1 protein-coding gene is annotated in these 962 nt (G+C 42.1%); it reads left to right on the plus strand.

Translation table 11 applies throughout. The features are described from left to right. Positions 1 to 962, plus strand: a 962-nt coding sequence (locus B3182_RS14575; RefSeq protein WP_292753289.1) for a hypothetical protein, incomplete at both ends; no start/stop codon positions are given.

Consider the following 962-nt stretch of genomic DNA (forward strand, 5'->3'; position numbering starts at 1 on the left):
CTCGCTGAGTTATATTTCAACCTGGCTGACAAACATTATCAACGTGGTGAACGGCCTGCAAATTCCCCCCGTTTTCTATTCTGTTTGAATCGTGGCAGCGAATTAATTTCGTTACAGATTCTGCATGCTTATCTGTATTACAGAGCTGCACCAAAGGATTGCTGGTTACAATTAAACCAATTATTGATATATCTTGAAAAGGCAAAAGCTCTGCAGCAGGAGCCGGATGTTTCGCCACTTGGCAGCAGTGATAATTTTGAGCATATATATAAGCGTATTGCACTAACAGCCATTGCAGATCCCTACAGCTTGTCTAAATACTCCGTCATTCGCCTTTACTCAATGATAGCGGAGGTCGTTAATAAGGCTGTGATTACCGATATCCCCCCTCAACAACAAGTTCTGGAAAATGCTTTTTTATTAACCGGATATTTTTGTGTTGAAGCAGAACAAGATCAAGCGCCAAAAGCCTTGTCGAAAACACCACAATTAACACGCCAGGCGTCTGATAACCGCATGCTACAAACTCAGGATGTTTTAACCATCCTCGGACAAAAACTTATTCTATCCAACAAGCGGGAAAATGCTTTGGATTTGCAACTGATTCGACAGGTAATGCCCCAACTTGCAGCCAATTACCAACGACAATCCCCCAGAAAACAGTTAATTGATAACGGTTCTGTAGAAATCGTCCACGGTTACGACAATATTGTGGATTTTCTTAATGGGGCTTCCAGTAACAGCATGCAGGCAAAAGTGCTGAACGACTCCGAACATGGCAGCTTATTGCTTATCAATAAATGCGAAGACACGATTGATGTAAACGAACTGGTTTTACTGAAACTGCAAAATAAATTGCAATTAGCAACTATTTGCTGGTTCTGTAACGATTGGCAGAACAACGCTCAGGCAGGTCTAAGCTTAATAGAAGGTACGCCGGAAGTTGTAACCTGCCAGCCAAT

It is taken from the genome of Methylophaga sp. UBA4204, assembly GCF_002379485.1.
In the GTDB taxonomy this organism is placed as follows: Bacteria; Pseudomonadota; Gammaproteobacteria; order Nitrosococcales; family Methylophagaceae; genus Methylophaga.